This is a genomic window from Acinetobacter sp. BHS4 (assembly GCF_018454425.1).
In the GTDB taxonomy this organism is placed as follows: Bacteria; Pseudomonadota; Gammaproteobacteria; order Pseudomonadales; family Moraxellaceae; genus Acinetobacter; species Acinetobacter pittii.
In genome coordinates this window covers 3365607-3390723 of the sequence record NZ_CP075323.1, presented here as the reverse complement: position 1 = coordinate 3390723, position 25117 = coordinate 3365607, and the positions used below count along the sequence as shown (strand labels likewise).

The 25117-nt window shown below is 39.4% G+C and carries 22 protein-coding genes and 1 pseudogene; 5 read left to right on the top strand and 18 right to left on the bottom strand.

The window, feature by feature from the left end:
• Positions 1-11: 11 nt before the first annotated feature.
• From KIP84_RS16280 to lgt, 6 genes and pseudogenes are all read right to left on the bottom strand, one after another.
• Positions 12-1067, bottom strand: a complete 1056-nt coding sequence (locus tag KIP84_RS16280; RefSeq protein WP_206216893.1) for a DUF4105 domain-containing protein — start codon at positions 1065-1067, stop codon at positions 12-14.
• 14 nt (positions 1068-1081) lie between these two features.
• The gene (locus KIP84_RS16275; protein ID WP_003654807.1) at positions 1082-1591 is read right to left on the bottom strand and encodes a dihydrofolate reductase; all 510 of its coding nucleotides are present in this window, start codon (positions 1589-1591) and stop codon (positions 1082-1084) included.
• A 44-nt stretch (positions 1592-1635) separates the two neighbouring features.
• Positions 1636-2478, bottom strand: a complete 843-nt coding sequence (gene thyA / locus KIP84_RS16270) for a thymidylate synthase (protein ID WP_017482022.1) — start codon at positions 2476-2478, stop codon at positions 1636-1638.
• 185 nt (positions 2479-2663) lie between these two features.
• Positions 2664-3009 (bottom strand): annotated as a pseudogene (locus tag KIP84_RS16265) (hypothetical protein); the annotation flags it as partial.
• A gap of 9 nt (positions 3010-3018) precedes the next feature.
• A complete protein-coding gene (locus KIP84_RS16260) occupies positions 3019-3378 on the bottom strand; it encodes a hypothetical protein (protein ID WP_213688910.1) in 360 nt (119 codons plus the stop codon).
• Positions 3379-3458: 80 nt separating this feature from the next.
• Positions 3459-4277, bottom strand: coding sequence for a prolipoprotein diacylglyceryl transferase (gene lgt, locus KIP84_RS16255; RefSeq protein WP_005066098.1), 819 nt, complete (start codon positions 4275-4277; stop codon positions 3459-3461).
• A gap of 93 nt (positions 4278-4370) precedes the next feature.
• Here lgt and KIP84_RS16250 point away from each other — a divergent pair, with 93 nt between their 5' ends.
• Entirely contained in the window at positions 4371-5150 is a 780-nt protein-coding gene (locus tag KIP84_RS16250) for an NRDE family protein (RefSeq protein ID WP_005066100.1), read from the top strand.
• 47 nt (positions 5151-5197) lie between these two features.
• Here the strand turns inward: KIP84_RS16250 and KIP84_RS16245 are convergent, their stop codons facing one another.
• The 5 genes from KIP84_RS16245 to KIP84_RS16225 form a co-directional block, all read right to left on the bottom strand.
• Positions 5198-7531 carry a PhoX family phosphatase gene (locus KIP84_RS16245; RefSeq protein ID WP_032052422.1) on the bottom strand — a complete coding sequence of 778 codons (2334 nt, stop codon included), beginning with the start codon at positions 7529-7531 and terminating at the stop codon, positions 5198-5200.
• Positions 7532-7736: 205 nt separating this feature from the next.
• On the bottom strand, positions 7737-9689 hold the full coding sequence (locus KIP84_RS16240) for an alkaline phosphatase PhoX (protein ID WP_017398797.1): 1953 nt from the start codon (positions 9687-9689) through the stop codon (positions 7737-7739).
• A gap of 175 nt (positions 9690-9864) precedes the next feature.
• Positions 9865-10635, bottom strand: coding sequence for a twin-arginine translocase subunit TatC (tatC, locus tag KIP84_RS16235; RefSeq protein ID WP_032005632.1), 771 nt, complete (start codon positions 10633-10635; stop codon positions 9865-9867).
• Positions 10632-11069: a Sec-independent protein translocase protein TatB gene (gene tatB, locus KIP84_RS16230; protein ID WP_032005629.1), complete on the bottom strand. Its 438-nt coding sequence runs from the start codon at positions 11067-11069 to the stop codon at positions 10632-10634. Before tatB ends, tatC begins: the two co-directional genes overlap by 4 nt.
• Positions 11070-11081: 12 nt before the next feature.
• The gene (locus tag KIP84_RS16225) at positions 11082-11300 is read right to left on the bottom strand and encodes a Sec-independent protein translocase subunit TatA (RefSeq protein WP_002114991.1); all 219 of its coding nucleotides are present in this window, start codon (positions 11298-11300) and stop codon (positions 11082-11084) included.
• A gap of 252 nt (positions 11301-11552) precedes the next feature.
• Here KIP84_RS16225 and KIP84_RS16220 point away from each other — a divergent pair, with 252 nt between their 5' ends.
• The gene (locus KIP84_RS16220; protein ID WP_032005627.1) at positions 11553-12428 is read left to right on the top strand and encodes a permease; all 876 of its coding nucleotides are present in this window, start codon (positions 11553-11555) and stop codon (positions 12426-12428) included.
• A 194-nt stretch (positions 12429-12622) separates the two neighbouring features.
• On the opposite strand, the gene rdgB is transcribed toward KIP84_RS16220, so the two are convergent.
• The 7 genes from rdgB to KIP84_RS16185 form a co-directional block, all read right to left on the bottom strand.
• Positions 12623-13249 (bottom strand): RdgB/HAM1 family non-canonical purine NTP pyrophosphatase, encoded by a 627-nt coding sequence (gene rdgB, locus KIP84_RS16215; RefSeq protein WP_032005626.1) that lies wholly within the window; start codon positions 13247-13249, stop codon positions 12623-12625.
• Between the two features lie 174 nt (positions 13250-13423).
• On the bottom strand, positions 13424-14011 hold the full coding sequence (locus KIP84_RS16210) for a tetratricopeptide repeat protein (RefSeq protein ID WP_005804213.1): 588 nt from the start codon (positions 14009-14011) through the stop codon (positions 13424-13426).
• Positions 14008-14601, bottom strand: a complete 594-nt coding sequence (metW, locus tag KIP84_RS16205; protein ID WP_001217230.1) for a methionine biosynthesis protein MetW — start codon at positions 14599-14601, stop codon at positions 14008-14010. The genes KIP84_RS16210 and metW overlap by 4 nt, the downstream gene beginning before the upstream one ends.
• Positions 14601-15761, bottom strand: a complete 1161-nt coding sequence (locus KIP84_RS16200) for a homoserine O-acetyltransferase (RefSeq protein ID WP_032005624.1) — start codon at positions 15759-15761, stop codon at positions 14601-14603. The genes metW and KIP84_RS16200 overlap by 1 nt, the downstream gene beginning before the upstream one ends.
• Positions 15762-15844: 83 nt before the next feature.
• Entirely contained in the window at positions 15845-17542 is a 1698-nt protein-coding gene (gene leuA, locus KIP84_RS16195; protein WP_206242709.1) for a 2-isopropylmalate synthase, read from the bottom strand.
• Positions 17543-18000: 458 nt separating this feature from the next.
• The gene (locus KIP84_RS16190) at positions 18001-18684 is read right to left on the bottom strand and encodes a Fe2+-dependent dioxygenase (RefSeq protein ID WP_213688909.1); all 684 of its coding nucleotides are present in this window, start codon (positions 18682-18684) and stop codon (positions 18001-18003) included.
• 105 nt (positions 18685-18789) lie between these two features.
• A complete protein-coding gene (locus KIP84_RS16185; protein ID WP_213688908.1) occupies positions 18790-21078 on the bottom strand; it encodes a TonB-dependent siderophore receptor in 2289 nt (762 codons plus the stop codon).
• A 415-nt stretch (positions 21079-21493) separates the two neighbouring features.
• Between KIP84_RS16185 and tig the strand changes: the two genes are divergently transcribed.
• The 3 genes from tig (at position 21494) to clpX (ending at position 25045) form a co-directional block, all read left to right on the top strand.
• Positions 21494-22828 (top strand): trigger factor, encoded by a 1335-nt coding sequence (gene tig / locus KIP84_RS16180; protein WP_002114878.1) that lies wholly within the window; start codon positions 21494-21496, stop codon positions 22826-22828.
• 192 nt (positions 22829-23020) lie between these two features.
• The gene (gene clpP / locus KIP84_RS16175; protein ID WP_002114870.1) at positions 23021-23626 is read left to right on the top strand and encodes an ATP-dependent Clp endopeptidase proteolytic subunit ClpP; all 606 of its coding nucleotides are present in this window, start codon (positions 23021-23023) and stop codon (positions 23624-23626) included.
• Positions 23627-23731: 105 nt separating this feature from the next.
• A complete protein-coding gene (clpX, locus tag KIP84_RS16170) occupies positions 23732-25045 on the top strand; it encodes an ATP-dependent Clp protease ATP-binding subunit ClpX (protein ID WP_002114726.1) in 1314 nt (437 codons plus the stop codon).
• The last annotated feature ends 72 nt before the right edge of the window (positions 25046-25117 follow it).

The following is a 25117-nucleotide window of genomic DNA, read 5'->3' as shown; positions in this document are numbered from 1 at the left end:
CATTACTTATTTCATTTAGCTTTAGGTAAACCTTGTCGAACGATTTGAGAGAAGTGTTCACTACTCTGATCTGAGAGCTGTTCAAAATTTTCAGTTCTTGGGTTGATATGCGCAATTTGATACCACTGTTTTAAACTGATATTTTGATTAAGTGCTTTAAGGTCATATAAATAATTAGGTAAGTAACCCGAAGCGATTAGACGATAATCTTTGGGAAGCTGATATGGGTTAATTGCTTGAACCATATCAAAAATTAAAGTTGTACAGTTACTCGTAAGGGTGTTGTACCACTCAGGCTTCTTGCGTAGCTCATCCGATTTCTTAAGATATTCTAAAAATAGCGCTTTTTGCTCGCTACGCGGCATATTGACTGGAAAATTATAAACTTGCTCTTTACGGATGTTGCTACGCGTATAGACAATATCTTTTTCATCAGAAGCAATTAAGCTAAGTTCATATTTTCTAAAAAAGCCACCAATTGCCGAAAACTCTTCAGTTTTTTCTTTGCGAATCTCTATTGAGAAGACTAAAGGTTGCTGATTCTTAAATTCGAAGCTTACCAGTGTATGAGCAATTTGTGGTCCCATCCAGTAAGAGGCAATGATGTTTATGCCATTTAATTGCTTAAGATCAAATGTTCGGGTTTCCCATCGCACATCATAAGTTCCATCAGGATGCCAGTTGAAGTTACGAACATTGTGTAAAGTGATTACATCGCCGTGCTTTTCATAGCTCAGCATATTGGCAACTTCTGGATTCCAGTCACGATCTTGACGTGCAGTTATGGAAAAATACCAAACAAGAGAGCAGGCAAACGCTAAAAGATAAATCAGGATATCGGTACGGCGGCTAATAATATGACCTTCAACATATAAGCCAACCATGCTGAGTGCAAAAGCAATCCAGATGCCAATGAGTATGCGGCTGCCTAACCAGCCAAAAGGTTGTTGAACCCAAAGCGCTACACATACCCAAATACTAGAGAACACAATAAACAGCGTGAATAGACTATGTAGCAGCCCAAAAAGTAGAGCAATAATAAATTCACGTGTTCCGATATTGTGCATAGGCATCCATAAAATTATTTTTTATAAGTAGCAAACTCGAATGAAGTTCCTGATTTTTCATCAACTTGCTGTTCACTTGCAGTTTTATGAAACTCACTCGGTATTGTTGGATAATGTGCATCACCTTGCACATCTAAGTCAACATGAGTAAGTTCAAGACGGTCTGCAATTGATAAGGTTTGCTTGAATATCTCGCCGCCACCAATGATGAATAAAGCTTGTTTTTCGGTATTCTTTACATCTTCTAAAGCTGCATTTAAGGCATCTTCAATTGAATACGCAACTTTAACGCCATCAAATTGCCAGTTAATGTCACGGGTAATCACCCAGTTCACACGGTTTGGTAGAGCACGGCCCATAGACTCAAGGGTTTTACGACCCATCACGACCACGCCACCTTGTGTGATTTCTTTAAAATGTTTTAAGTCGGCAGAAATATGCCATGGCAACGCATTGCCTTTACCAATACAGTGATTTTTGTCCATTGCCACAACGTGGACAACTTCTACATTTTGCCATGCCATAATCTTATTCTCTAAACCGTAATCTAATGAAATTTAAGCCTTTGTTATACTGCAACTGGTGCTTTAATTGCAGGATGTGATTCATAACCTACAATTTCAATATCTTCAAATTTGAAATCAAACAAATCAGTTATTTCTGGGTTTAATTTCAATTGGCACAGTGGTAAAGGCTCGCGTGTCAATTGAAGTTTAGCTTGTTCAAAATGGTTGGCATAAAGATGCGTATCACCACCAGTCCAGACAAAATCACCTACACCTAAACCGCAAACTTGAGCAATCATATGGGTGAGTAGAGCATAACTCGCGATATTAAAAGGTACGCCTAAAAACACATCGGCACTACGTTGATAAAGCTGACATGACAATTTGTTATCTTGTACGAAAAATTGGAAAAGTGTGTGGCAAGGTGGTAAAGCAACTTGACCAGCTTCATTCGGGTTCCAGCCAGAAACAATTAAACGGCGTGAATTTGGATTGGTTTTAATTTCGTTAATTAACCATTTAATCTGGTCAAAACCATCTTGGTTATAAGAGCCGTCTGCATTTTTGGTTGCGCCGAAATTACGCCATTGATGACCATAGACTGGTCCAAGTTCATGCTCTGGACGTCCAAAGCGAGCAGTTTGTTCTGCGGTTGCCCATTCATCCCAAATTGAAACTTTATTGTCTTTTAGATATTGGACGTTGGTGTCACCTTTTAAAAACCAAAGTAACTCAATCACAATCGAGCGGAAATGAACTTTTTTTGTGGTGAGTAAAGGAAAACCTTTAGAGAGATCAAAACGCATTTGATGACCAAATACAGAACGGGTTCCTGTGCCTGTACGGTCGCCTTTGTCACCGCCATTATCAAGGATATGTTGTAGTAGGTCTAAATATGCACGCATAACACTCTCGAGTTCGGATTAATTCCATAAAATAGAAGGGAGATAGCTCAGAAGATAAATAATTACTCAATAGAGCTGCTTCATCATGAACCACTGAAGATGATACCTGTTGTAGCTCAAGATGAAAATCTAAAATTAGTTCTAAGATATTTTTGCTGAATGTGTTTAGTTAAATCTTTTAGCACGATTTTGATAAATCGAGACAAGAAAAAAACCAATCAGTACAAAGCCTAAAGCTTGGATTAGATGAATCCATTCATGCTGAACAGGGAGCAAATACATCAAAATAATAATGATCAAAATAGGATAGATTTTGATTAAAACTCCCAAGCTCGATTTGCCTGATGTGTTGTTTGAAAATTTGGTATTCAAGTCATGCCCAATATGCAAACCAAATCCAAAAATAAGGCTAAGTATTGTATAAATAGGAGATAAGGGCTGAACTTGATTGGCTGCATAAACTGCAACACAAACAACAATAATAAATATAAGTTTGATATGACGTGGTGCGTTGTACCAATAAGCCAGCATATATTGAGCCTATTTATTAAAAAGTGATTGAGGTGAAAAAATAAAAGCAGCAAGCGCCATAAAAGCGATTCCTTGCACACCCCAGATCAGCAAGTTCGGCATTGTTTTTACAAAAATAAGTGCAAATAAAAGAGCGATAGGAATCCAAGTCAGCAGGCGGTAAAGTAGGCCAGTTGGATTTTTCTGAGCAAAATGTAATTTAAAATAGCGGCAGATTAAAAAGATAACACCCGTGCCAGTAAACATTAAAATCGTATCTAAGGGCAAAGGCTGGTATTGATATAGCCCAATACAAATAGTCAAAGTAATAATTAAAATCACTAATTTTTTAAATGTCGGGACTTGTGTGTCAAACCAGAATTCCAGCATGGCATATCTTCATTTTTAGGAGAGTAAAAACTGTAGCATAAAAAAGAAAAGAGGAGCCGAAACTCCTCTGATTTATCATATTAACTGTTCTTTTGTGGACCCCAGTCATAAATTTTCTTTTGGTAGGCATACCACATCATCCAAAGGCCAATCAGCAACATTGGAACGGTAAGGATCTGACCTTTAGTCATCCAGCCAAAAAGAATAAAGCCTTGGTCGGCATCTGGTTGACGGAAGAATTCCATTACGAAGCGTGCAACACCGTAGCCCATTAAAAATAGGGCAGAAACCGCCATGCGTGGACGTGGTTTTGAACTAAACCACCACAAGACAATAAATAGGATTAAGCCTTCACAAATTGCTTGATAAATTTGTGATGGATGGCGTACCAGTTGTAATGGATCAGTTGGGAAGATCATACCGAATGGATAATTTGGGTCAGTTACTGCACGACCATATAACTCTCCACCAATGAAGTTACCAAAGCGACCAAACATTAAGCCAGTCGGTACACATGGGGCGATAAAGTCGAGGGTTTGGAACCATGTTTTTTGATATTTTTTACACCAAAATAACATCGCAATCATGACGCCTAAAAAGCCGCCGTGGAAACTCATACCACCTGTCCAGACTTGGAATAACCAAATCGGATTTTCAAGGAATTTATCAAACTCATAGAAAAGGACATAGCCGACACGACCGCCCAGAACGACACCTAAAGCACCGTAAAACACCAGATCGGAAACCATTTCTGATGTCCAGCCATCACGCTGTTTGGCACGGTAGGAAGCAAGCCCCCAAGCACATAAAAATGCCAATAAATACATGAGTCCATACCAATGGACTTGAAGAGGTCCTAGATGTATTGCGACCGGATCGATATTAGGATAGGTCAGCATTGCTGCTCCTTGATCTTACGTTTTGACAGATTGTAGCGGAATGATGTGAAAAATGTTGTACATTCAATGTGTAAAGATAGGGAATAAGAAAAGATGTGTATTGTGGCTTTAGCATGGCATGTTCTGGATGATATGCCCTTATGTCTTATGTCAAATCGGGATGAGTTCTACCATCGACCAACAGCTTTATTACATCAGTGGCAACATACACCGATTATTGCTGGGCAAGATTTACAGTCGGGTGGGACTTGGATGGGCGTTACACCTCAAGGCCGATGGGCTGTCTTGACCAATTTTAGGGATGGACGAGATCAGAAATCATATGAAACCTCTCGGGGGCATTTAGTTCAGGCTTTTTTAGAGTCAGATTTATTGCCGATTCGATTTGCTCAACAATTAGAACAGCAGCAACAGAACTTCGCTGGCTTTAACCTGTTTATGGGAAATGCTGATCAAGCGGTTTATATGAGTAACCGTGGTGAAGCCCCGCAAGTATTAGCAAATGGTGTTTATGTGGTTTCAAATGGTTTGATGTCTGAACATTGGGAAAAAACCAGACATTTAAGAACACGTTTTACGCAAGAGTTTTTGCCTATGCTTCAGCACCAGACGGAAGAGTTAACTTTGCAACATGCTGCATGGGATATTCTTGAAGATGAACGTAAGGTCACAACGGCATTATTACCCAATACGGGCATTCAGCCAGAAATGGAAGAGTTATTATCATCGACTTTTATTCAAAGCCCTGTGTATGGCACACGTTGTTCAAATTTTTTAAGAATGACCAATAACGAATGGCTTTGGTTGGAAAAGACCCAACAAGGCGAGCATGGTGGGCAAATTGTTCAGCAACAGGTTCTCTTAAATCGATGATAATAAAAATGCCGATCAATTGACCGGCATTTTTAATCATCTAAGAATTAACCCACGATCACACCGCCATCTTTACGGGTAATCACAACAGTTGCTGAGCGTGGACGCGCAGTTTTGTTGCTTGGATCTTTCTGGGTTGCTGGCCAGTTACTTTCTGGTGTCGAGTAACTTGCAGAATCTTCGCCAGGGTGTTGAACATTAATGAAAATTGCTTTGTAGTCAGGTGTCATCGCAATACCTGTAATCTCACATTGCTTAGGTCCCACCAAGAAACGGCGCAAAGTTGAGTCTGTAACTTTAGCACCGACTAAAGTTTGCTGACCATTTGAGGTAGTTGCAGGAGCACCATCTCCAATCTGGCCTGGTAGCGCAGCAAGCATCATACAGTTAGTGACATCAGTATATGCGCCATCATCTGTTTGAATCCAAAGTACGCCACGTGGGTCGAACCACATACCATCTGGAGATGACAAATCATTGTTGTCTGTTAAACCAGATAGGTTGATGTTTGAAGCCATAGATGCTTCTGCACCAAATAGGTAAATATCCCATTTGAAGGTTTCAGCAGTCGTTTTGTCATCAGTTTCTTTAAAACGGATAATATGACCGTTAACGTTACCCTTTTGCTCTTTAGTGCCGTTGTAGAGGTCTGTGTAGTTACGTGGGTTTGCAGCATCGGTCGCGTAATCTTTACCACGATTTGAGTTATTGGTTAGGGTGACATAGACCTCGCCGTTTACTGGGTTGACCGTACACCATTCTGGGCGGTCCATTTTTGTAGCACCGACTGCATCGGCGGCTAAACGTGCAAATGTGACAACGTCAGCTTGAGATTTAAATGGGTAGGTCGTGTTGCTTTCATTTAAGCCATTTTTGCTATAAGCAAGTTCAATCCATTGACCTGAACCATCGTTATTAAACTTGGCAACATACAATTTACCTGCGTTCATGTATTTGTCGCCAACTGCATAACCGCCATTTATATCTTTAGCATCCCACACTGCGGTAGAGACGAATTTATAGATGTACTCACCGCGAGAATCATCGCCCATATAAAATGCTAATGGTTGACCTACAACGGCACGGCAAGCACTGTCTTCATGTGCAAAACGACCAAGTGAAGTACGTTTAACTGGGTTTTGACGTCTATCAAATGGATCAATCTCGACCATCCAGCCGAATGTATTTGGACCGTTACGGTAGTCTTGGGTAGCTTGTGCGGCTTTTACGTCGGCATTCCAGCGGTCATATAAGTCTTGTGACTCTACTTGACCAATTGCTGTTTCCCAGCCGTAGCGTGAACTTGCACCTAAATAAATTTGTCGTCCTTGTTCATCAACGTTAGGGATTAACTCACCATTTTTATCTTTTTCATAAATGATTTTGCCCTCGGTATCTTTTTTAGGGGCACCTTTCTCATCTTTCTCATAACGATAGAGCTCATCTTTTTTAACACCTAACCCATAACGCTTTAATGCAATTTTTTCTGCATCTGTACGTGCATATTCATCGCTACCTGAACGTTGGAAATAACCAATAAAGTTTTCTTCCGTGGTTAAGTATGTGCCCCAAGGTGTATAACCATTACCGCAGTTATTATGGGTACCGCGAGTTTTACGTGCATTAGGGGAGAAGCGAGTTGCGAGTAAGCCAGAACCAGCTGCTGCACCTTCAAAATCCATCTCTGTTGATGCTGTAATACGACGGTTAAAAGCAGAACTTTTATCAATTGTTACTTGTTGAGTTGTTGGGTCTTTTTTAATGTGAACAATAGAAACGCCATGCGCATTGGTTTCACGAATAACTTCATCTTCAGGACGACGTCCATCAACTCTTGTTGGACCTTTTGGGTGAAGGAAGGTCTGGTTGATATATTCGTGATTCATGACTAACAAACCTTCAGCTGAAACACTTTCGTCAAAGCGGTTTGTTGAAGTATTTAAGCCAAAATAATGCATACCATCATGGCAGTCGCCAGAGCGAAACTGGAAGCTTGGACCAGATGGAATATTATTGTCGTCCCAATCTCCAACTTTTGGATTGATTGAGTCACCTAAAGCATAGATAACATTCGCTTCATAACCTTCAGGTACAGTCACAATATCATTATGGTTTTTCGCAACTGCGGTAAAAGTTAATTTTTCTGGTTTTTTATTTGGGTCTACAGGTGTGGTTCCACCGTTGTTAGAACCTGAATCATCATCGCTATCATTACAGCCAGTTAAAGTAGAAGCTAAAGTCAATGCTACAGCACCACTTGCTGCTTTAGTAATTAAACTACGGCGACTGATGTGTTGTTCTAAAATGTCACGAAAGTGGATATTGTCAGAAGTATTATTATCCAATTCTTGGTCTTCATGATATGGCGTCAGCTCTGTCATGGGGAATTCCTAAGTAAATAAAGAGATTGTTCTAAAATTCTTCATGAGCTTAGTTTGTGAATGTGACGAGGCGTTGACGTTTTGATGATAAGTTAATGAAAAGTTCTGTAATTTTTCATTTAATTTTCATAAAAAGTAAAAGTTGAATGTAAAAATATTAAAGCTGACCTTAGCCAGCTTTAATATTTAGAGAGGTTATGAAAAATTATTTAGTTGTGACTGAAGGGGCAATTGGGTCTGCTGTAATATAGCCGACGTTAGCACTATAACCATTGTTGTAATTTTGGTTAATTAAGGCCTTAACATCCTCAGGTACACTACTACTATCGCCTGGATGTTGGAAGTTGCTCATGATGTAAGTCCAGCCATTGATTGAATCTACAGCATGTAAACCTGTTGACTCTGCACCTGCAGGTGTAGAAAGCAGTCGTGTTAACTCTTTGGTATCTACATTGTATGCCCACAAGAAGTTGTTCACGTGGTTACCTGAGTCTTCACCAATGAATAATGTACGTAAAGTTTCAGAGAACTTCAGATTGTCTGGGCTAGCAATTTTGTCTGGATTCGCTGTATTACCTAAACTATCTTTCGCAGCAAGATCTTCACCCATGAGTAGCATATATGAGTAAAGAGGAACCCACTCACTATTAATTGCGCTGCCTTCATTGTCTGTAAAGCTATTACCTAATTTGTGTGCAAGCACGCCACCAGCAGTAATCTTTTTAGAGAACGCGACATTATGTCCAGCGACATAACCTTTACCGCCAATGACCATTGAATCTTGAATATTAGCTAAAGCAGAGTAAGCAACTTTATCTTTAATATTTACGTTAGTGCCTTCCATCTTGGTGAATGCCATACTTGCACCTTTTAGTGCTGCATAACGATGTGTTTCCAAGAAAGCTGCTGCTTTTTCCATACCTGGTTTAAGTTTGACCCAAAGCTGTTTCTTTGCCAAAGTGATTTCAGTATAGCTCGCATCATTTGGATTGGTTGTTAAACTTTCCATGATGTCAGTTGACTTAATCCCACCAGCAACTAAATCCTCAATTTCTTTACTTGTCGCATGGCCAAGTTTGATCCATTGAATGCTAGCAGTTGAGGTTTCAGTTAGCGTATTGATGTATTTAGCAACGTATAGTGTCCCTGCCGATAAATCTTTTTCTTTATCTGCAACGAACATGAAGAAGCCACCGTTGGTGTAGTCATCTCCCATAAGTGCTGTACGGTTGTCTGGCATAACATGGATAAGTTCGTGAGAAATACGACCTAAACAATAGTGCTTTTTAATGCTACCAGTACCATCAAGGTTAACTGTTACTTCTGGCAAATGACCATAGTTATATGGGTTTGCTTTAGTTTCATCACCAAAGAAGTATTTACCAAGATATTTTGGATCTGTACCGCCAATACCTTGATTGAATGCATCTGGCTCATATTCTTCACTTGATAAGTGAGTGTTCCAAGGTGATAAGCTAGCACCGCAAGTAATCCATAAACCGTGTACTGGTGCAGTATCAACGTTGAAGTATTTTTTAAGTTCTAGGTGACCTGTTTTTTGGTCTTGATCTAAAGTCAAAATTGCGATTGGTGAAGGTAATTGACCGTAAGTATCACCGCCTGCTTGGTCTTTAGAGTTGTATTCAAATTGAACAACATGGAACACTGGGTTTGCTACGCCTTCAACTTTCGCACCTTCTAATTGAATTAGAGATGAACCATCTGGACAGTCTGAAAAGAATTGACGTTCTTTACCAGCAACTGACTTATCCATAATTGGATTGCCGTTAACATCAAAATAACCACCCGCGATAATCGTCCCACCACCAAGTTTTGGTACGCTATCACCAGTTTTAAAGAAAGGTTTATAAGCGAGTTGGTATTCAGTACTGGTTGAATTTTCCCAATCAATTTTTAATTTAGAATTCACTACAGTTGTTGCACGATCAGCTGCAGTTGTTGGCGCTGGCATTGCTGTGAATTTTGCATTTTTAAATTTGCTTGGTTGTGGTGTGGGAGTGACTACTGAGCTGTCATCACTATCATTACAACCTGCTAATGTTGCTGCCGTAGCCATCGCTCCTAATGGTAGAAAAGGAATCCCCGAAAACCATTTTAAAATTTCGCGACGCGTTGGTTGAGTAGAAGCAGTTGTCATAAGAAATCCGTAAATTTTGTGGGTATATTTGTTGAGTTGATTCTATGGACTGAAAATGACACTTTTCTTACATTTTTAAGTCACTTTGAAGACAGTTTATTGCTTTGTAGATTAAAAAGTGTTCTACATAAAAAAGCCTGAACTTGTAGGTTCAGGCTGTTCCTTAGAAATCATTTTATTCAGCAGGATGGGCTTTTCTTTTCTCAAGAATTTTACCAAAGAGCAATCCCAGCTCAAAAAGTAACCACATTGGAATGGCTAACATCACCATTGAAATTGCATCTGGTGGTGTAATAAACATCGCTACAAAAAAGCATCCAACAATAATAAAACGTCGCTTTTCAGCAAGGCTTTTTGTATTTACCACACCGATTAAAATAAGGAGGAGCGTCGCGATTGGAATTTCAAAAGTCAGTCCAAATACTAAAAATAACTTTAAGCAGAAGCTTAGGTAGCTATTAATATCCGTCATCGGTGCAACAGTTTCAGGCGATACACTAATAAAGAAATGTAAAATTGCCGGAAGAGTAATGTAATATGCAAAAGCAACGCCCGCATAAAACAAGACAATACTACCGATGAGTAATGGTAGTGCTAAATGACGTTCTTTTTGATAGAGTGCTGGACGAACAAATGACCAGATTTCATACAGAATAAATGGCATTGCCAGTACAAGCGCGACAAATAAATTGAGTTTAAAAGGCGCCATAAAGGTTGCAGTGACATCGGTTGCAATCATTGACGAGGAGGTCGGAAGTTGCAGCCTCAAAGGTTCAGATAGTAATTGGTAAGTATTATTTCTAAAAGGTAATAAGCAAAAAAATAAAAATAAGGTTACCCCGACAATCCTAAATAAATGACGTCGTAAAACGACCAAATGGCTCATGATTGGCATTTGGTCTAAATTTTCCTGATTATTTACAGTGGTTGAAGGCAGTTGGTTCATACGGCAATCTTCAATTTAACAGGTGATGTCTCTGAAATATCAGTTGATGATGCTAAAGGCATAAATTTTCTAATGTATGGGACTTTATAATGGCCTGATATAGGAAGACATATCCGAATAGGTTGGGGCACTGATTTGGTTATCTCAGCCTTATCTATATTTTCAGAAATATTCTGCTTTTGAATTTCTTCAAGCTGTTGTTGTACTTTACGTTCTAGTGCTTCAATGCGGTTGAGCTCTTCTTGCATTTCTTTTCGAAACTCAGAAAGACGCAACTCTTGATCAATCTCATTTTGCAAATTGGTAATATAACGTTTTAGACGAACATACCAACGACCAGCAAAGCGTGCAGCTTCTGGAAGTTTATCCGGACCTAAAACTAAAATTGCAATAATTGCAAAACAGAGTAGCTCTGTCATTCCTACATCAAGCATGGTCGGAAACCTTTAGCTTTTTACTGATGTGCTGTCAGGTGTTTTGACTTGGGCATCAATTGTACGTGGAGTATTAAGAGCAGTAGTCTCATCTTCTTCACGAACTGATTTTTTAAAGTCTTTTACTGCACCGCCTACGTCTTTACCGATATTTTTTAATTTCGACGTACCGAATAATAAAATAACGACAATTGCAAAAATAACGACATGCCAAATAGATAAACCGGCCATGATCTTATACCTCTTTTCAGTTTGCTTTATATCAACAGGTTGCCATGACAGGAATGTGACATTTATATGTCATTTTTAAGACAATGAATGACTGTCAAAACCTAAAAAGTTCATTTTATAAACTGAATATCTTCTTTTTTTATTTATACATAGTTTGAAAAGAGTCACTTAAATTACTTGAAATGGAGAGTACATTTCATTTTGAAAAGGTGTAGCATAGCAAGCTGGTTTTAATGAGCAAGAGGAGAGAGCGTGGCGCTACTACTGCCTGTATTGGCATTTATCACAGGACTTCTACTTGCTCAGACTTCCATTGCAGAAACCATAAAACCTATTCTTTCAGCTTGGCTTGCCCGCTTACTAATTCCGATTGTTATTATTTACAACATGGTATTTTATCAGCCAGGTAGTTTGAGTTTGATGCTGTTTAGCTTCGGTTCAGCATTTCTTATTTTCTTTGCCTATTTAGCTCTATTTAACGACAGATTGTTAGCGCTATGCGTGAGTTATACCAATATGGGGTGGCTTGGTTTTCCCTTTGCTATGGCTTTATTTGGCCCTGATGCTACGGCTCCTATTGTGGCTTTATATATTGGTATGTCTCTTTTTGGAAATGCATGGGCTGTTACGGCAGTCACCACTGCACCACAAAGTAAGCTCAACATATTAAAAAAGGTTTTAACTTCTCCACCGTGTATTTCAATATTTTGTGCACTTTTACTTAGGTCGTTAGGTGCTCAACATATCGAGCATCCTGCTATACATTGGGTATATGAAGTTGCCAAGTTTGTCATGACTTTTGCTGGTATGTGTGTGCTGGGAATGTGGCTACGCCGTACTCGCGTGCATTTAAAAGACTTAATTTACAGTACAAAAGCTCAAGCATTTAAAGTAGTGTGCGGATTTATTCTCTGTGGCTTAACTTATAGATTTTTACCCATTCCAAATATCAGCCAGCAAATTGGAGTGATGTTTTTAATGTTCTGTCTGCCGCCAGCTGCCAATATTGTAGCACTAGAAACACATTACCAAGGGACGGGAAGATCTGCGGCTTATATTGCTTCGGGGACGATTGTGAGTTGTGTGTGTATTGCGATTTATGCTGTGTTTTTACACTTGTTCGTTTAATCTTTATTTAATTCTAAGTTTCCTAAACTTGCTTGTGCGAAGGCGGTATGGATGCCGCCAGTTAGACTGTGGCACAAGGATGTGCCATCAGTCTAACAAAAGATTTTTGCTTACTTTTCATCTTTGAAAAGTAAGGGGTGCCTATACAAAGTTTAATATATTCTAACGCTGCATATTGTGGCCATGTGATCAACTTACTTCTGCAAGCTCTCTTTAAATAACTGCATCGCTTGCCCACGATGACTAATCTTATTCTTGTCTTCTTTAGACAATTCAGCGCTAGACACTTGTAGCTCAGGCAACCAGAACAATGGGTCATAACCAAAGCCATTTTCGCCACGTGCAGCTTCTAAAATTTCACCGTGCCAGATGCCTTGGAAAATTTGTGGTAAAGGATCTTTAGCATGCGTCACTAAAGCAAGTACGCATACAAACATACCTTCAATTACTTCACCATTTTTACGGTAGGGTAAAAGGTCATTTAATAATTTGGCATTGTTGGCTGCATCGTCACCATGTTCTCCAGCATAGCGTGCTGAATAAATACCAGGTGCGCCGCCTAAGACTGGTACACAAATACCAGAGTCGTCAGCCATAGCAGGTTTACCTGAAATTTTAGAGGCATGACGAGCTTTAATAATAGCATTTTCAATAAAGCTTAAGCCGTCTTCAATTGCATCAGGAATATTAAGGCGACCTTGAGGAATAATTTCTACTGGTAACTTAAGCTGTTCAAAAAGTTTTTCAAACTCTGCGACTTTACCTTTGTTATTGCTGGCAAGAACTAAACTGCCCTGATCAAACCAATGTGGGGTAGACATAATAAAACCAAACTTTATAGCTAATATCGAACGTGAGTTATGTTACGTGTTTTTTAAGAGGGGATATAGAGGGAAATAAATAGAATATAAAATGGGACAACCTAAACTAAAGCCACCTTGTAGAGCATACAAGGTGGCTTTAGTCGAGTAAGGTTTTTTACGGATGAACCGTTATTATTGCGCTTGAATCCATTTGTCCGCACGGTCACGCGCTGTACGGATTTGTTCTTGAGTTAAGTTCGCTGCTAGAGCAGTTTTCTTACCTTCAGATAGGCTAATCACTTTATTGTCGAGCATGCCATCACGAGTTGAAAGCTCATACCATTGGTAAGCACCAACGTAGTTTTTCTTTTGCTCTTCCATCATCGCGAGGTTGTAGCTTGCACGGTTATCGCCATTGCTTGCTGCTTTTTCAAAGTATTTACGAGCCATAGACTCATCTTTTTTAACACCAATACCGTCGGCATACATGCGGCCTACGTTTAATTGTGCTGGCGATAAACCTTGATCCGCTGCTGCTTTAAACCATGCGAAAGCCTGTTTGTCATCTTTTGCTACATCTTTACCATATTGATAATGTGTACCAAGATAAAACTGTGCGCCTGCTTGACCAGCTTTTGCTGCTTTCTGAAGATCGTTAATCCCCATTGTTGAAAAACGTGCAGCCTGACTCGCAACCGATTGTGGCTGGGCGATATAATCTGCATGAGCCTGCATACTTAGCAGTCCTGCAAATAGTGTGCTAAATAATGTCTTTTTCATAGTGCACTCACTCGATAAATAGCGACTTCACCAAACAAATTCGGAACATGTTTGCTTAACAGGCTTCCCTGCTGATTTCCATTGACGGCGAGTCGATTAATAATTTGTATCTGATTTTCAGCACATAGTGCTTCGAAATCTTTAAATGTACATAAATGAATGTTGGGGGTGTTATACCACATATATGGTAGAGCATCCGATACAGGCATCATTCCTTTTAATGCAAGAAAAGAGCGAGTCTTCCAATGCGCAAAGTTTGGAAAAGTAATAATTGCCTGTTTACCCACACGCACCATGTCTCTTAATAAAACATCGGGTGCATCTACGGCTTGCAAAGCTTGTGCCATAACCACATAGTCAAAGGACTGGTCTGCAAAGCGGCTTAAGCCGAGATTCAAATCTTGTTGAATAATATTTAACCCGCGACTGACGGCAATTGCAATCTTTTCTTGATCAATTTCTAAGCCATAAGCACGAATTTGATGCTTTTGGCTCATATGAGCGAGTAATTCACCGTCACCACACCCTAAATCGAGTACGCTTGAGCCGGGTTTAATCCACTTTTCTGCCAGTTGTTGATCAATACGCATTAGCTTGCCTCCAGTGATGTCGATTTTAAGTGTTCTTCACCGCCTAAGAAAGCGCGCATGGTTTTGACATACAGTGGAATAGGGAATAAGAACGAGTCATGGCCTTGTTCAGCATCAATGTCGAGATAACTTACTGGCTTATGATTGGTAATAAGCGCATCTACAATTTCTTGTGAGCGGCTTGGTGCAAAACGCCAGTCAGTTGTGAACGAGACAATAAGGAACTGGCATTTAGTTTTGCCCATTGCTTGAGTTAAAGAATGACCGTACTCACGAGATGGGTCAAAGTAATCTAAAGCTTTAGTCATGATGAGATAGGTATTGGCATCAAAGTTACGGCTGAACTGTTCACCTTGATAACGTAGATAGCTTTCGACCTGAAACTCGACATCAAAACCGTACATAAATTTGCCAGATTTTAAATCACGTCCAAATTTTTGTTTCATGGCTTCTTCTGAAAGATAGGTGATATGACCTACCATGCGAGCCAGAATTAGTCCGCGTTTCGGGTAACTATCATTTTCCAAATAACGGCCATGATGGAAATCTGGATCAGACAAGATTGACTGACGAGCAACCTCATTAAATGCAATATTCTGTGCTGAAAGCTTTGGTGCACTGGCAATAATCACACATTTTTGTAGGCGGTCAGGGTAGTCTACGGACCATTGTAGTGCTTGCATGCCTCCTAATGATCCACCGACCACTGCATACCAGACATCTACACCCAAACGGTCAGAAAGCATGGCTTGTGTTTTAACCCAGTCACGTACCGTTACTAATGGAAAATCAGGTCCATATGGGCGATTGTCATTTTCAGGATTTGGTGAGGTCGGGCCAGTTGAGCCATTACAGCCACCAATATTATTTAGCGAAACTACAAAAAACTTATTCGTATCAATTGCCTTACCCGGGCCAATACAGCTATCCCACCATCCAGCTTTTTTATCATCTTCGTGGTGATAACCCGCTGCATGATGATGTCCGGAAAGAGCGTGACAGATTAAAATTGCATTTGATTTATTAGCATTTAAAGTGCCGTAAGTTTCGACCATTAGTTCAAAACGTGGCAAAACACGATCACATTCAAGGTGTAATGGTTCTTCAAATTGGAACTTTTGCGGAGTGACTAACCCCACTGAATCAGCTGGAAAAGACACGGGAACATTTCGCCTTTTAAATCTTTCAGGAATAAAAAGAAAGGATACCAAGCTAGGTATCCTTTCCAAAGTCTTTTTTTTAATTAAACAGCGGCGGCAACAACCTGATCTGTACTTAAAACACCTTGATCAATCAAACGGTTGGTACACGCAATAATTGCTTCAATGGATGAGGTGACTGTATTGTCATGAACACCAGCACCAAATGAACCTTTACCTGTACCTTTTACTTGAAGCTCAATTAAGGTTAATGCTTTCGCATTTGCACCAGAACTAATACTACGTTCTTCATAGTTCAATACGTCAATTGGTAATTGAAGTGCATTTAAGAATGCAGAGATTGGCCCGTTACCTTCACCACGAAGCTGTTGTGTTTCACCTTCGACATCCACATCAAGTTCGATAATTTGAGTACCATTAATGTCAGATAACTTGTAGTTTTTAACTGTGTAATGATGGTTTTTCACATCAACATAAGTGTCTTTAAATAAGGTCCAGATTTCTTTAGCATTAATTTCTGTACCGTTCTCATCAGCATATTGTTGAACAACTTGACTGAACTCGATTTGCAAACGACGAGGTAATACAACGTTGTAGTTCGACTCTAATAAATACGCAATACCACCTTTACCAGACTGACTATTTACACGAATTACAGCATCATAGTCGCGGCCCAAATCTTTCGGGTCGATTGGTAAGTAAGGCATATCCCAGATTTCTTCATTTTTCTGGTACTCGAAGCCTTTTTTGATTGCATCCTGATGTGAACCAGAGAATGCGGTAAATACCAAGTCACCTGCATATGGATGACGAGGGTGTACCGGTAAGCCAGTACATTCTTCAACCGTTGCAATCACTTCATTAATGTTAGAGAAATCTAACTCTGGCGCTACGCCTTGGGTATACATGTTCAATGCAATTGCTGCAACGTCAACGTTACCTGTACGTTCACCATTACCGAACACACAGCCTTCAACACGGTCAGCACCCGCCATAATGGCAAGTTCTGATGCAGCAATACCACAGCCGCGGTCATTGTGGCAGTGAACAGAAATGATTACGCCATCACGACGCGCCAAATTACGATGCATCCATTCAATTTGGTCTGCATAAACATTTGGTGTAGAAACCTCTACAGTCGCTGGTAAATTTAAAATAACTTTATGATCTGGACGTGCATCCCAGATTTCTGTGACGGCATCACAGACATCTTTAGCGACTTCTAATTCAGTTGCAGAGAAACATTCTGGACTGTATTGGAAAATCCAGTCAGTTTGAGGATATTGAGCCGCATACTCTTTAACTTTTTGAGCAGCATTAATTGCTAATTGTTTTGCACCATCAACATCTACATTCAACACCTTTTGACGGAAGGTTGGAGAGTTCGAGTTATAAATATGTACAATCGCTCGTTTAGCACCTGCCAAAGATTCAAAAGTACGTTCAATTAAATGGTCACGTGCTTGAACCAAAACCTCAATGTATACGTCATCAGGAATATGATTTTCTTCGATTAACATGCGAGTAAAATCGAAATCAATTTGAGATGCTGAAGGGAAACCGATTTCAATATGCTTAAAACCAATTTTCACAAGCATTTTGAACATTTTGAATTTTTGTTCCATGTTCATTGGTTCAAAAATTGCTTGGTTACCGTCACGTAAATCTGTACTCATCCAGATTGGCGCTTTTGTAATTTCGTTATTTGGCCATTGGCGATCTGGTAAATCCACACGCTGGTACATACGGCGGTATTTTTTGCTAGGGTCAGCCAACATCATGAGAAAACTCCTTGTCTCGTAGCGCGGTTGCTCTGGATATATTTAAAAGGCAACGTCTCTACTTAATATATGGTATCTAATTCAAAAAAATTAAAGGGAATTTCAAAGTGCTGCTTTAAAAAGCAGACAAAATTTTTATACGCGCGCTTGGCGCAGCATCAGGAGTTGCAGATGATGTCTTGCTTGAGTAGGCGGGGCAAACAAGTAATTCGTTTTCATCTCTAGACCGTGAAATAATAAGTTTGGTGGTTTGCAGGTAATCTTGTTATTTAGATATATCACATCTAAACAATGATTACACCTTGTGCAAAATTCTTATCATAATTTTAGTTAAGTTGTTTAGAAAATAATTTTCTAATTTTGCGCTGTTTTGTTTTTTGTGGGAAATAATTTTCATATTTTTGCCTTATTAAGGTAAAAAACATTATTCAGTCTTAAAAAGGCAAAAATAAATATAGTTACAGTTCTGACCACATACGAATTAAATTATGATAAATGTTGGTCAGCTTCATGACTTCTGAATAGTTATCTCCGTGTGCTTTACGTAGTTCTCGAATGCTCTCATCAAGATTAAATAAAAGATGACGTTTACTATCGTCACGGACCAAACTTTGTACCCAGAAAAAAGAAGCAAAACGAGTACCTGAGGTAATGCTACTGACTTCGTGCAGGCTAGTAGACGGGTAGAGCACGACATCACCTGCCGGTAATTTAACTTCGTGATAACCATAAGTGTCTTCAATCACTAGGTCACCACCTTCATATTCATCGGGTTCACTTAAAAATAATGTACAAGATAAATCAGTGCGTAACTGTTCTGAAGTTCCACGTATAAGACGGATCGAGTTATCTACATGGAAACCAAAGCTTTCATGTTCATCATAACGATTAAAAAGCGGTGGAATAATTTTGTGGGGTAGGGCAGCGGCCTGAAACACTGGATTTTGCCAAATTGCTTTGATGACAAGTTCACTTAAATGATGAGTAAGGGGATCTTGTTCTGAGAGTTGCTGATTTCTTTTCACAGAAGCAGACAAGGTGCCGGCAGTCACTTTCCCACCTACCCAATTGGCGTCTTCCATGAGCTTACGAAACTCGGCAACTTGCTCTTTGCTTAAAACATTGGGGATATGATGAATCACGGCAAACACCTTTTAAGATATATTCTATTTGTAAAAATAGCCTCATGATGAGGCTATTTTATAGGAAACTAAATGAAATCCATAAAAATATTATGGGATTTAGACTTAATATTTAAAGTTAATTGCTAACACTGCGTTACGACCTTCACCCTCATTTGCATAATGAGCTGCATGGGCACTAGTAAAGTAACGTTTGTCAGAAATATTATTAACATTTAATTGTAGATCTACATTTTCATCAACTTTATACTGAACCATTGCATTGTAAATAGTGAATGCAGGTAAGATTTTGGTTGAAGTCAATGCGGTATTTGGATTTGTGTTTGCATACACTTGGTCACGGTATTGTGCACCTGCACCTACGGTTAGTTTTGGTAGAACTTTATAAGTGGTCCATAAGCTTGCACTATTTTTTGCAACGAATGGTAGAGGTTTGCCTTCTTGAGCAACAGCATTGTAGGCAGCTTTTTCAACTTCACTATCAAGATAGCTATAACCTACAGCCATTTCCCATTTATCGGTAATATGACCAGTTAAACCAAGCTCAAAACCATCAACTTTACTTTCACCAGCATTGGTTGTGGTGTTTGCATCAACTGCAATACGCGTATTTTGCTTTTCGGTACGGAAAATTGCGGCTGTAACATTCGCGCGATTTTCCCAAAGGCTCCATTTTGTTCCCACTTCATAAGTACGAGCTTTTTCTGGATCTAAAGCCTGATTCGATGCAGACAGGCCATCAATATCAGCATCCATACCTACTGGGTTGGCAGCGGTAGCATAGCTTGCATAAATACTGCCATGTTCAGTTGGACGGAATACCACGCCAGCTTGATACGAGAAGAAATCAGAGTCATTGGTATACACAGTTCCAGCAGGCGTAGTAGTGCTGCCACTTACGTAGTCCTTATTGAACTTTAACTCTGAATCGAATTTATCCCAACGCGCACCTAAATTGAGCAACCAGTATTTATTGAATTCAATGCTATCTAAAGCATAAATTGATACTGTTTCATTGGTTGATGTTCTTTGTTTTGGATTCGTTGTTAATGAACCTAACCATGGAGCATTCCCAGATGGATTTGTTAAACTGGTACACCACCCATCATTATTTTGACACGTGTTATCAAAGCCAGTTGTCGTTGTTCCCTTATAACCAGGGTAGCTGATGTTATATGAGCCACGTTCAGTCTCTTCACGACTATATTCAGCACCTACATTAAAACTATGTGTAAGCTGACCAGTTTTAAGTTTCCCGGCTAAAGATAGTTGATCTGTGAACGCTTCTGTTTCACGAATAGATTGTGTAACACGGCGCCAAACTTGATTGTTATAAATGTTGCTCTTAGAGTCATCTGGGTTGGTGTAGATATAGTCTGCTTTAGAGCGGCTATAGCTTGTTGTGTTACTAAGTGTTAGATCATCATTAAAGTCATGTTCTAACTTCAATGAGCCGATATGGTTTTCACGTTTGTCAAAATCACGCGCTTTCCAACCATAATATGCTCCTTGCTTAACAGCGACAGGCTTACCATCTCCTTTTTCTGCACCAGCAGGAACATTTGATTTTGGTGTACCATCATTATTAACAAGGTTTGGGTTATTGAATGGAATACCTGAATCAGGTTCATCATTACTTTTTAAGAAGTAATAGCTTAAAGTAGCTCGGTTTGCAGAACCTAAGCCGAGCGCTAGGCTTGGTGCAATACCAACACGAGCGTATTCAGCTCCATTACTTTGACCAGGTTTGTCATTTTCATGGCCCATAACAACAACACGGCCAGCAACACCATTGCCAAAGTCTTTGTTGGCATCAAGCTGAATATGACGGTAGTTGTCTGTACCACCCGCAACAGATCCTTGATAAACATTACCTTCATGGGCAATTTTTGGAATAAGGTTAATGCTGCCACCAATCCCGCTTCCCCCAGTTAAAGCAGAGCTTGAGCCCTTGATGACTTCAACTTGTTCAATCGCAAACATGTCACGAGTTTGAGCTGTTGCATTACGAACACCATCAACATAAATAGAAGATTGGCCGTTATAACCACGAATATAAGGAATATCTGTATATGGAACGCCGCCTTCACCAGCACCAAGGGTAATACCTGGTTCATTGCGTAGAGCTTCAAGTAGGGTATTTGAATTCGTTTCTTGAAGTAGCTTTTGGGAAAGAATTGACACCGATTTTGGCGTATCTTTTAGTGGAGCTACAAATTTTGCGTTCGCAGACTGATCTACTTTTAATGATTCTGCTTGATTTGCTTCAGCATGCACGTTAATAGTCTTTAATACTTCAACTTGTTCTTGCGCGATAGCAGCGGTTGCTATCACAGAGAGAGAAGAAGCAATTGCAGACGATACAATTTTCTTGCGGGTTTTGATGAAAGACATAATTTCAGGACTTTAAATCATAAAGGTTATGCGAATAATAATAATTCTTATTTATATGTACAGTTTGTGTTAATTGGATTTGTCGATAGAATTATGAAGAAAATGTGAAAGGTTGGATGGGTTTTAGTATTAAAAAATAGCTAATTATTTGATTGTGTTTAATTGTTTTAAAAAGCGATAAATTTATGAAAAATGATTGTAATTTTAGATTTATAAAGAATAACTAAAAAATTAGTTTTACTTAAGTGCTTATGAAAAATATTTAAAGAATCATAAAATTACTGTGAAATTTACTAGAATAATGTCCTTCACTTACATGAAGTGATCGGTTAATTTTGTATATCTTGAAAGTTGTCATATAATACAGCACTTTTTTAAAAACTGTTCCTACTAACTAATTTTTATCGAGGAAGCCATGCAAGTAACGACTGAAGCGGTTTCGGGCGTTGCCCGTCGTTTAAATGTGTCTGTACCGACGAGCCGTATTAACGAGCAATTTGAAGCTCGTTTGAAGCGCACTGCCAAAACTGTGAAGATCAACGGCTTCCGTCCAGGTAAAGTACCTGAAAACGTTGTTCGTCGCGAATACGGTGCAAGCATTTATCAAGAAGTTGTAAATGACATCATTCGTGATAGCGTTTTTGAAGCAATTCAACAAGAAAAAATCAATGCGGTAGGTATGCCGAACATTGAGAAAGTTGAACATAAAGAAGACGCTTTAGTTTTTGAAGCAACTGTAGAAGTTTATCCAGAAGTTGAAGTAAAAGCATTTGACGGCTTAGAAGTTGAACGTAAATCAGCTGAAATCAAAGACGCTGACGTTGACGCTATGATCGAAAACTTGCAAAAACAACGTCAAACTTGGGCTGTAACCAAGGGTATGGCGAAAAAAGACATGCAAGTGACTTTTGACTTTGAAGGCACTATCGATGGTGAGAAGTTTGAAGGCGGTTCTGCTGAAGACTTTAAACTTGTGTTAGGTTCAGGTCGTATGATCCCTGGCTTCGAAGATGGCATCATTGGCATGAAAGCTGGTGAAGAGAAAGTAATTGATGTTACTTTCCCTGAAGATTACCAAGCTGAAAACTTGGCTGGTAAAGCAGCTCAGTTCAAAATCACTGTGAAGCAAGTTGAAAAATCTAAACTTCCAGAAATTGATGCTGAATTCTTAAAAATCTTCGGTGTAACTGAAGAAGAAGGCGTTGAGAAGTTAAAAGCTGACGTTCGTAAGAATATGGAACGTGAAGTTCGCAATGGTTTACGTAACCAAGTTAAACAAGCTGCTTTTGATGCACTTGTTGCTGCGAATGAAGTTGAAGTTCCAACTGCAATGGTTGCTCAAGAAATTGACCGTCAACGTCAACAAATGGTTCAACAGTTCACTCAACAATTTGGTGGTGCAGGTGCGCAATCTTTTGACAAGAGCATGCTTCCTGACGAATTGTTCAAAGAACAAGCAGAGCGTTCTGTTAAGCTTGGCGTATTGGTAAGCAAAGTTTTAGCTGATGCTAAACTTGAAGTTGACCAAGCTCGCGTTGATGCTTACATTGACGACATGGCTTCTTCTTACGAAGATCCAACTGAAGTGATCGAATACTTCAAAAATGATGCTCAACAACGTGCTCAAATCGAAGCAGTTGTATTAGAAGATCAAGTTGTTGATCACATCTTAGCTGGTGCTAAAGTGACTGACAAAGCTGTATCTTATGATGACTTATTGAAAGAACAACAAGCTCGCCGTATGGGCTAATCTTTTAAAAGTCAGAAAAAGGCGCCTCAGGCGCCTTTTTTGTTTTTCTTTATGTGGTCAATTAGAGTGCGGCATTAAGTACTTAGGTATAAATAATATAATATTTCAGTGCGAACCTTTTGCAATTTGAGAAATTATCCCGCATATTGTTGCCATAGGTTAAGTCACAAAAAATTTAGGAATAAATAACGTATGTATGTTCCAACAATTGAAAATGCTTTAGTTCCTGTTGTGGTTGAACAATCTTCTCGCGGCGAACGTTCTTTTGATATTTATTCACGACTTTTACGTGAGCGCGTCATTTTTTTGACAGGTGAAGTTGAAGATAACATGGCAAATCTGATCGTTGCCCAAATGTTGTTTTTAGAAGCTGAAAATCCTGATAAAGATATCCACCTTTATATCAACTCTCCAGGTGGATCTGTGACAGCGGGCATGGCTATTTATGACACGATGCAGTTTATTAAGCCTGATGTCGTGACATATTGTATGGGGCAAGCTGCTTCAATGGGTGCATTTTTATTAAATGCGGGCGCTAAAGGCAAACGCTATTGTTTAGAAAATGCCCGTGTCATGATTCATCAACCATTGGGTGGTTTTCGTGGTCAAGCATCGGATATTGAAATCCATGCGCGTGAAATTCTCTTTATTAAAGAGCGCTTGAACCGCTTAATGGCAGAGCACAGTGGTCAAGACTATGAAACCGTTGCTCGTGATACTGACCGCGATAACTTTATGACAGCCCAAGCTGCTAAAGAATATGGTCTGGTTGATCAGGTGTTAAGTAAGCGTCCATAAGGACCTTCTTATATAAATAACTTGAGATGTTGAAAAAGATCTCCATTTAGTTATTTATGCAGTGCATCTTGCCCTAATATTTAAGATTCTATTTGTGGAGTGAATATGTCCGAACATCCTCAAGGACAAAAACATTGTTCATTTTGCGGTAAAACGCAGTCTGAAGTCGGGAAACTGATTGCGGGTGAGGACGCATATATTTGTAATGAATGTGTGGATGTCTGCTTAGACCTTGTACAAACCAGCCAACAGGTTGAAGCAGGTGACTGGGCGAGCAAGGCATTGCCAAAACCACATGAAATACGTGCTGCGCTTGATCAATATGTTATTGGTCAAGATCTTGCCAAAAAGACACTCTCTGTTGCGGTTTATAACCATTATAAACGCTTGAAAGTTGGTCATAATGGCCATGTGTCAAAAGAAGTAGAAATTGCTAAAAGTAACATTCTACTGATTGGACCTACTGGTTCAGGTAAAACTTTACTTGCACAAACATTGGCTCGCCTTTTAGATGTTCCATTTGCGATGGCAGATGCAACAACATTAACCGAAGCGGGTTATGTGGGTGAAGATGTTGAAAATATTGTGCAAAAGCTTTTGCAAAAAGCAGACTACGATGTAGAGAAAGCTCAGAAGGGCATTATCTATATTGATGAGATTGATAAGATTACTCGTAAATCTGAAAATCCATCAATTACGCGTGATGTGTCTGGTGAAGGTGTACAACAAGCATTATTAAAAATGATTGAAGGTACAGTTGCTTCGATTCCTCCGCAAGGTGGTCGTAAGCATCCACAGCAAGAGTTTATCCAAATTGACACCTCAAATATCTTATTTATTTGTGGTGGTGCATTTTCTGGTTTGGAAAAAATTGTACAACAGCGTCAAGAGAAAGGCGGTATTGGTTTTACAGCTGACGTTAAAAACAAAGATGAAACCAAAAAGCTTGCTGAATTGTTCCGTCAGGTTGAGCCAACTGACTTAGTGAAATTTGGTTTAATTCCAGAATTCATTGGTCGTTTACCAGTGATTGCGACACTTGAAGAGCTAGACGAAGAAGCTTTAATGCAAATTTTGACTGAGCCAAAAAATGCATTAACACGCCAGTATCAATATCTTTTCACTATGGAAAATGTTGATCTGATCTTTGAAGATTCTGCATTACGTGCTGTTGCTAAAAAAGCGCTTGAACGTAATACGGGTGCGCGTGGTCTACGTTCTATTATGGAAAACGTACTGCTTGAAACTATGTATGATTTACCAAGTCGTACAGATGTTGGAACAGTCATTATTAATGAAGCAGTCATTAATGGTGAAGCAGAACCTGTTTATCAGGCTGAACGCCAACCTAAAGAAGCTGCAACGCATGAAAGTGTTGCTAAGGCAGATTTAAAGGTTATTGATTCGAAGTCTGCATAGATTTCATTCATCTAAAAAGCATGAATCGCGTTAGTGATTCATGCTTTTTTTGTTTTCAATTTATATAGGTAG

Excerpts from the sequence above, each read along its gene's own strand:
- KIP84_RS16280 (WP_206216893.1), bottom strand. The coding sequence starts at position 1,067 with ATGCACAATATCGGAACACGTGAATTTATTATTGCTCTACTTTTTGGG.
- KIP84_RS16275 (WP_003654807.1), bottom strand. The coding sequence starts at position 1,591 with ATGGCATGGCAAAATGTAGAAGTTGTCCACGTTGTGGCAATGGACAAA.
- thyA (WP_017482022.1), bottom strand. The coding sequence starts at position 2,478 with ATGCGTGCATATTTAGACCTACTACAACATATCCTTGATAATGGCGGT.
- KIP84_RS16260 (WP_213688910.1), bottom strand. The coding sequence starts at position 3,378 with ATGCTGGAATTCTGGTTTGACACACAAGTCCCGACATTTAAAAAATTA.
- lgt (WP_005066098.1), bottom strand. The coding sequence starts at position 4,277 with ATGCTGACCTATCCTAATATCGATCCGGTCGCAATACATCTAGGACCT.
- KIP84_RS16250 (WP_005066100.1), top strand. The coding sequence starts at position 4,371 with ATGTGTATTGTGGCTTTAGCATGGCATGTTCTGGATGATATGCCCTTA.
- KIP84_RS16245 (WP_032052422.1), bottom strand. The coding sequence starts at position 7,531 with ATGACAGAGCTGACGCCATATCATGAAGACCAAGAATTGGATAATAAT.
- KIP84_RS16240 (WP_017398797.1), bottom strand. The coding sequence starts at position 9,689 with ATGACAACTGCTTCTACTCAACCAACGCGTCGCGAAATTTTAAAATGG.
- tatC (WP_032005632.1), bottom strand. The coding sequence starts at position 10,635 with ATGAACCAACTGCCTTCAACCACTGTAAATAATCAGGAAAATTTAGAC.
- tatB (WP_032005629.1), bottom strand. The coding sequence starts at position 11,069 with ATGCTTGATGTAGGAATGACAGAGCTACTCTGTTTTGCAATTATTGCA.
- KIP84_RS16225 (WP_002114991.1), bottom strand. The coding sequence starts at position 11,300 with ATGGCCGGTTTATCTATTTGGCATGTCGTTATTTTTGCAATTGTCGTT.
- rdgB (WP_032005626.1), bottom strand. The coding sequence starts at position 13,249 with ATGTCTACCCCACATTGGTTTGATCAGGGCAGTTTAGTTCTTGCCAGC.
- KIP84_RS16210 (WP_005804213.1), bottom strand. The coding sequence starts at position 14,011 with ATGAAAAAGACATTATTTAGCACACTATTTGCAGGACTGCTAAGTATG.
- metW (WP_001217230.1), bottom strand. The coding sequence starts at position 14,601 with ATGCGTATTGATCAACAACTGGCAGAAAAGTGGATTAAACCCGGCTCA.
- leuA (WP_206242709.1), bottom strand. The coding sequence starts at position 17,542 with ATGATGTTGGCTGACCCTAGCAAAAAATACCGCCGTATGTACCAGCGT.
- KIP84_RS16185 (WP_213688908.1), bottom strand. The coding sequence starts at position 21,078 with ATGTCTTTCATCAAAACCCGCAAGAAAATTGTATCGTCTGCAATTGCT.
- tig (WP_002114878.1), top strand. The coding sequence starts at position 21,494 with ATGCAAGTAACGACTGAAGCGGTTTCGGGCGTTGCCCGTCGTTTAAAT.
- clpP (WP_002114870.1), top strand. The coding sequence starts at position 23,021 with ATGTATGTTCCAACAATTGAAAATGCTTTAGTTCCTGTTGTGGTTGAA.
- clpX (WP_002114726.1), top strand. The coding sequence starts at position 23,732 with ATGTCCGAACATCCTCAAGGACAAAAACATTGTTCATTTTGCGGTAAA.